Genomic DNA, 6,490 nt, shown 5'->3' on the forward strand with positions numbered 1-6,490 from the left:
GTCCTCGACGTCCGAGTCCTCGACGTCGCCGGAATCCTCGACGTCCTCGACCTCGTCGAGGTCCTCGTCCTCGAACGGCTCGTCGGCGTCCTCGGCGTCCTCCGCGTCGAGGTCGTCCTCGGCGACGGGCTCGCCCACCTCGTCGTCGTCGAACTCCTCGTCCTCGTCGAGGTCCTCCTCGAGCTCGTCGTCGCCGGGCTCCGCGTCGGCGTCGGCGTCCGCCTCCTGGTCGCCGTACACGTCCCCGACGTCGCCGTCCTCGGCCGCCTGCTCCTCCTCGAGGGCCTCCTCGTGGGTGCGGACGACCTCGCTGTCGCGGATCTCGCCGCGCCACCCCACGACCTCGTCGCGGTTGACCAGCGAGTCCATCATCACGTGACGGCAGAAGTGCTTGAACTCGAGGCGGGCGCGGCGCCCGACGGCGCGCCAGATGTTGCCGGTCTTCTCGAAGAAGCCCTGCGGGTAGTACTCCATGATCAGGATGATGCGCGTCAGGTTCGGGGCGAGCTCACTGAACGTGACGATGCCGCTCGCGTGACCCTTGGCGCCCGACGACGTCCAGAGGATGTGGGAATCCGGGATCTGCTCGACGATCGTGGTCTCCCACGTCCGGTGCGACCAGAACACCTGGGCTTTCCACGTCACTTTTTCGTCGGATGTCTGGTCGACGTTCTCGACCTTCTTCATGAAGCTCGGGAAATCGGCGAACTGCGTCCACTGGTCGTAGGCCAGTCGCAACGGAACGCCCACGTCCTGGGCCTCGAAGATGTTCAGGAACTTGAATTTCCCGCGGGCACTCTTGTTCCCGCCGCCGCCGCCGCTCCCGCCGCCCTCACCTTCCTCGTCGTCGTCGCCGCCGCCCATGCCCGGCACGATCGAGCCGAGTGCACCGCTGACCTTGTCCTTGATCGTGGAGGCGCCGGAGGACAGGGCGCCGCCCAGCGCGCCACCGCCGCCTCCTCCGCCGAAGGCGCTCGAGAGCCCCTGGCCGCCGTTCTCCGCCACGTCGCCGAGGCGATCGGTGAGCCCGTCGACCTGTTCGAGCGCGGCGCTCACCGCCCGGTCCACCAGCGCCTTGATGAGGTCCTGGCCGGCCGACTTGAGTTTGTCGACCGGGAGGGCCTCGAAGGCGGACTCCATCGTGCTCGTCATGCTCCGTCACCGGTCTTCCTGCTGGAGCCGGTGCGCCGCGACGACGTGCCCGAGGAGCCCGAGCCCCCCGAGGTCGAGCGGGACCGCGTGGACGAGCCGGTGCCCGAGCTCGACGTGCGGCTCCGGCCGCCCGACGACGACGAGGTCCCCGAGCGCGTCCCGGAGCGCTTCGCCGTCGACCGCGTGCTCCCGCTCGCGCTCGTCCCATTCGTCCCGGCGTTCTTGGCTCCCGAGCCCGAGCTGCCCGAGCTGCCCGAGCCACCGGCGCTGCCCGAGCCCGCCGAGCTGCTCTGGGTGCGACGGGCGCGGCGCGGCCGCTCCTGGTCGGTCGGTGCCGACTCCCGGGACGCGCTCGACCTGCGGCCGGACCCGTTCCCGGCACGACGTCCGGTGCTCGCGGACTCGGCCGGCTCCGGCTCCGACGCCTCGGGGGCGTCGTCCTGCTCCACGTCGTCCGGCTCGGCGTCGTCCCGGTCCTCGTCGTCGAGCAGGGCCGCGTCCTCGCCGAGGTGCTCCTCGAGGTCGTCGTCGCCCTCGTCCTGGCGGTCCTCCGGCTCAGGCTCCGGCTCCGGCTGGCGGGAGCGCCGACCGCGGCCCCGCAGTCCGCGCGTGGCCCCGCCGACCGTGTCCTTGGCTCCGCGCGTCGCCCCGCCGACGGTGTCCTTGGCGGCACCCGCGGTCACCGACGCGGCGTCACCCGCTGCGCCCCCGGCCTGCGCCACGGTGTCGCCCGCGGCGCCGGCGGCCTCGCCGGCCGCCTTCGTGGCGCCGGCGGCGGGCTTGCCGAGGTTCTCGACGCGGTCGACGAGGGAGTCGGTCAGTGCCTCCATGCGCGAGCTGGCGACGGCGAGGGCCGCGTCCTTGCCCGCCTCGAGCAGGCGGCCGCGCACCGCGGAGTCGAGTCGCTGGAGCTCCGGGGAGGCGCTGATGAGCTTGCTGGCCTGGCCGAGCAACGCCGCGGGGTCAGTGGAGATCTTCTTCCCGGCGAGCGCGCCTCCCAGCATGATCGCCAGCTTCATCCTCTTCGTGCGACCCAGCAGATAACCGCCCACGACGGCGAGAGCCAGCTTGCCAGCACCCATGAGGCCGTGCCCCGCTTCCCTGACGAACGATCGCCGGCCCGGCGACCTTGGGGTGACACGGACCACTTCCGTGTGTGTAACTCGACTTTCCCTGCAGGTAATCACACGCAAACAGAGGCCCGTAACTTTTCCGGAACGATCTCGGGCGGCCGCCGCGGAGATGATCTTCGTCGGCAGGGCCCGTCACCTGCGGGATGATCACATGAGGCGGTGCGGCTCGCCCGGATGATTCGCCGAAATTGTTCCGGGCGCCCCTGGCGGACCGTCCGGAAAGTGGAGTGCCGAGTAATCCGGACGCCGAACTCTGATTGGTCCGTGTGGGTGTACCGTCCGCGTGCGGACGTCTCCGCGAGCAACACCGCGCCACTCCGCACACGTTCAAGGGCACGCCGGGCGGCCCGGCCGGGGGCCGGACCTGCCTGACGTGCCCTTCGGTGATCCATGGCGTCCGGGGGCGACCCGGCGCCGATCAGCCCGGGAGGGTCTCCCCCCCGATCGGGGCGAGCACCTCGCCGCTGTAGTACGAGGAGAGCCGGTCCGAGGCGAAGAAGACGAACGACGGGGCGATCTCGTCCGGATGGGCGACCCGGCCGATCGGGGCCTGCGCGCCGAAGGAGTCGACCTTGTCCTCGGGCATCGTCGCCGGGATGAGCGGCGTCCAGACCGGCCCCGGGGCCACGCAGTTCACGCGGATGCCGCGCGGGAGCAGGATCTGGGACAGCGAGTACGTCAGCGTGTGCACGCCGCCCTTGGCCGCGGAGTAGTCGACGAGCGACTTGTTGCCGCGCAGCCCGTTGACCGAGCCGGTGTTGATGATCGACGAACCCTCGCCGAGGTGGCGCAGCGCCTGCTTGGTGATCCAGAACATCGCGTGCAGGTTGACCGTGAGGGTCCGCTCCCACTGCTCGTCGGAGAGGTCCTCGAGGTCGGTGACCGGCTCCTGGGTGGCGGCGTTGTTGACCAGGAGGTCGAGCCCGCCGAGCTCCTCGGCAGCCTGGTCGACCATGCGCTTGCAGTGGTCGCGGTCGGCGATGTCGCCGGGCAGGAGCACGCAGCGGCGGCCGCGCTGCTCCACGAGCTTGCGGGTGTGGGCCGCGTCGTCGTCCTCGTCGAGGTAGCTCAGCGCGACGTCCGCGCCCTCCTCGGCGAAGGCGACCGCGACGGCACGACCGATCCCGGAGTCGCCCCCGGTGATCAGGGCCCGGCGGCCGACGAGCAGGTCTCGCCCGACGTAGTCGGCCATCTCGTCGAGTGGCTCGGGGTCCATCTTCCCGGTGCTGCCGGGGTAGGTCTGGGACTGTGCGGGGGGCTGCTCGGTCATGTCTCGCTCCGGGGTGGTGCGGGGACCGTCGGGGGCTCGGGCCACCCGCGGCGTCGAGCGGTCCGGCACGGCGGCTACCCGCGACGGCGGCGCGCGGACACGTCCGTCCCGGCCGGGCTCACGACGAGAGGTGCAGCGTCACCCCGAGCGCCCGGTGGTCGGAGACGGGCAGGTGGTGGACCTCGCCGTCGCTCGCGCGGACGCCGCGCCCGAGCAGGTGGTCGAGCTGCGTGCGGGGTTCCGGGGCCGGGAACGTGCGGCCCGCGGCGAGGCCCGTCAGCCCGCTGACCCACGCGGCCCGCCGCGGTCCGGTGTTGAGGTCGCCGGTCAGCACGAGCGGCCCGGGACCGACCTCGCGGCCGAGCGCGCGCACGAGGCGTCGCAGCTGCAGCAGGTTCCAGGCCGGGACGAAGGAGAGGTGGGTGGTGGCGATGGTGAGCGTGCCGGCGTCCGTCGCCACCTCGGCCGCGACCGCCACCCGGGGCTCGTCGTGCACGACGACCGGGCGCGGCGGGCGGCCCAGCACCAACGGGACCGGCCGGGCCAGGGGCGGGACGCGCACCACCCGCCACCGCGTCACGGGCAGCCGGGAGACGAGCGCGACCCCGTAAGCCGGCTCGCGGGGGCCCGGGTCGACGAGCGCCTCGAGCCGCTCGGGCGCGGCGGCGGGCAGCGTCGCCGTGGCGTCGGCGGCGGCCTCGCCGGGACCGCCGACCCGGCCCTCCTCGGGCGCCGCGGACCACGCCCCGGGCGGCCCGACGAGCGCCGCGGCGAACCGGTGGTCCCGGGCCCCCATCGCCTCGGCCGCCACCGCGGTGAGGTCGGCGCCCTGCGACCGGGCCTGGCCGCGGTCGACCTCCTGGAGCGCCAGTACGTCCGCGTCCAGCGAGCGCACCGCCGCGGCGAACCGGTCGAGGTCGACCCGCCCGTCGTCGGGCGAACAGCCGTGCAGGACGTTCCAGGTCACGAGGCGCACGGCGTGAGGGTTCCCGGATTCGCAACCGGACCACGCCGGGTAGCGTCATTCGGGTGATCGAGAGCCGGGAAGGCCAGCGCGAGGCACTCAAGCGCGTCGCGGTCGCGTTGCGCCAGGGCGGGGTGAAGTTCGCCCTGGCCGGTGGGTACGCCGTGTGGGCGCACGGCGGCCCGGAGCCCGAGCACGACGTCGACGTCGTCGTCTGTCCCGACGACGCCGAGGCCGCGGCCGCCGCGCTGCGCGACGCCGACCTGCAGGTCGAGCAGCCGCCCGAGGACTGGCTGTTCAAGGTCTACTCCGACGGCGCGATGGTCGACGTGCTGCTGCAGATCAACGGCCGCGACGTCGACACCGCCATGATCTCGCGGGCCTACGACATCGAGGTCCTCTCGGTGGTGATGCCGGTCAGCGACATCACCGACGTGCTCGTCGGCAAGATGTGCGCGCTCAACGAGCAGCGCTGCGACCTCAACAAGGTGCTGCCCTCGGCCCGCGCGGTGCGCGAGCAGGTCGACTGGGAGCGGACGGCCCGGGAGGTCGCCGGCAACGACCTGGCCCTCGCCTGCCTCTACCTGTTGCGGCGCCTGGGCGTCGCGCCCGGCGGCCGCGAGGTCGACGAGGCCCTCCGCCTGCCGGGCTGACCCGGTGGGCGGTCGGGACCTCGTCGGGGCTCAGGGCTTGAGCACGACCTTGATCGCGCCGTCGGCCTTGCGCTGGAAGATGTCGTAGCCGTGCGCGGCCTCGTCCAGCGGCAGGCTGTGCGTCTCGAGGTCCATGACGCCGAGGGGGTCGGAGTCGTCCTGGACCAGCGGGAGCAGGTCCGGGATCCAGCGCTTCACGTGGGCCTGGCCCATGGCGAGACGGATCCCCTTGTCGAACATCGTCAGCATCGGCAGCGGGTCGGCCTGTCCGCCGTAGACCCCGGAGAGCGACACGACCCCGGCGCGGCGCACGGCGTCCACGCAGCCGATCAGGGCGGCGGTGCGGTCGACGCCGGCGACCGACATCAGCGGTGCCGAGATCGCGTCGGGGAGCTTGTTGACGAGCTTCTGCGCCACCTGCGGGATCGCCGAACCCCCGTGGGCCTCCATCCCGACCGCGTCGATCGCGGAGTCGGCGCCGCGCCCGTCGGTCAGGTCGCGCACCGCTCCGGTGACGTCCTTGACCTGATTGGAGTCGATCACCTCGATGCCGTGGCGGCGGGCCATCTCGAGCCGCTCCGGGACCGAGTCCACGGCGATGGCCCGGTATCCGAGGTGGCGGGCGATGCGCGCGGCCATCTGCCCGATCGGGCCGAGCCCGAACACCACGACGCTGCCGCCCTTCGGCACGTCGGCGAACGCGACGGCCTGCCACGCGGTGGGCAGGACGTCGGAGAGGTAGAGGAAGCGCTCGTCGGGCGGGCCGTCGGGGACCACGATCGGCCCGAACTGCGCCTGCGGCACACGCAGGTACTCGGCCTGCCCGCCCGGCACCTGGCCGTAGAGCTTCGTGTAGCCGAAGAGCGAGGCGCCCATGCCCTGGTCGCGGTTCTGGGTGGTCTCGCACTGCGCGTTGTACCCGCGCTCGCACATCCAGCAGTGCCCGCAGGAGATGTTGAACGGGACGACGACGCGGTCGCCGACCTTGAGGTCGCCGGTCTCGGACCCGACCTCCTCGACGATCCCCATCGGCTCGTGGCCGAGGATGTCGCCCTTGTCGAGGAACGGCCCGAGCACCTCGTAGAGGTGCAGGTCGGAGCCGCAGATCGCGGTGCTGGTGATGCGCACGATCGCGTCGGTCGGCGCCTGGATCCTCGGGTCCGGCACCTCCTGCACGCGTACGTCGCCCTGTCCCTGCCAGGTCAGTGCCTTCATGCGGTGTCTCCTCGCGTTCGGTCGTCGTGGAGCGGGTCGGTCAGGCGGAGGGGTCGACGACCACGAAGTCGTCGGGCATCGGACGACCGTCGAGGTGGAGCGC

At 72.7% G+C, this 6,490-nt stretch carries 6 protein-coding genes; 1 reads left to right on the forward strand and 5 read right to left on the reverse strand.

The features are described from left to right. The 4 genes from AC0CYZ_RS26395 to AC0CYZ_RS26410 all read right to left on the reverse strand — a co-directional run. The coding region (locus AC0CYZ_RS26395; protein ID WP_472220884.1) for an SRPBCC family protein at positions 1-1,152 on the reverse strand (1,152 nt) is incomplete at its 3' end. Continuing rightward, positions 1,149-2,156: a hypothetical protein gene (locus AC0CYZ_RS26400; protein WP_472220886.1), complete on the reverse strand. Its 1,008-nt coding sequence runs from the start codon at positions 2,154-2,156 to the stop codon at positions 1,149-1,151. The genes AC0CYZ_RS26400 and AC0CYZ_RS26395, both read right to left, overlap by 4 nt. 547 nt (positions 2,157-2,703) lie before the next feature. Then, the gene (locus AC0CYZ_RS26405) at positions 2,704-3,555 is read right to left on the reverse strand and encodes an SDR family oxidoreductase (RefSeq protein WP_472220888.1); all 852 of its coding nucleotides are present in this window, start codon (positions 3,553-3,555) and stop codon (positions 2,704-2,706) included. A 118-nt stretch (positions 3,556-3,673) separates the two neighbouring features. Then, positions 3,674-4,531 carry an endonuclease/exonuclease/phosphatase family protein gene (locus AC0CYZ_RS26410; protein WP_472220890.1) on the reverse strand — a complete coding sequence of 286 codons (858 nt, stop codon included), beginning with the start codon at positions 4,529-4,531 and terminating at the stop codon, positions 3,674-3,676. A 53-nt stretch (positions 4,532-4,584) separates the two neighbouring features. Here AC0CYZ_RS26410 and AC0CYZ_RS26415 point away from each other — a divergent pair, with 53 nt between their 5' ends. Beyond that, a complete protein-coding gene (locus AC0CYZ_RS26415) occupies positions 4,585-5,172 on the forward strand; it encodes a hypothetical protein (RefSeq protein ID WP_472220892.1) in 588 nt (195 codons plus the stop codon). 30 nt (positions 5,173-5,202) lie between these two features. On the opposite strand, the gene AC0CYZ_RS26420 is transcribed toward AC0CYZ_RS26415, so the two are convergent. After that, on the reverse strand, positions 5,203-6,387 hold the full coding sequence (locus AC0CYZ_RS26420) for a zinc-dependent alcohol dehydrogenase (RefSeq protein WP_472220894.1): 1,185 nt from the start codon (positions 6,385-6,387) through the stop codon (positions 5,203-5,205). Positions 6,388-6,490 lie beyond the last annotated feature (103 nt).

It is taken from the genome of Actinomycetospora sp., assembly GCF_055612215.1.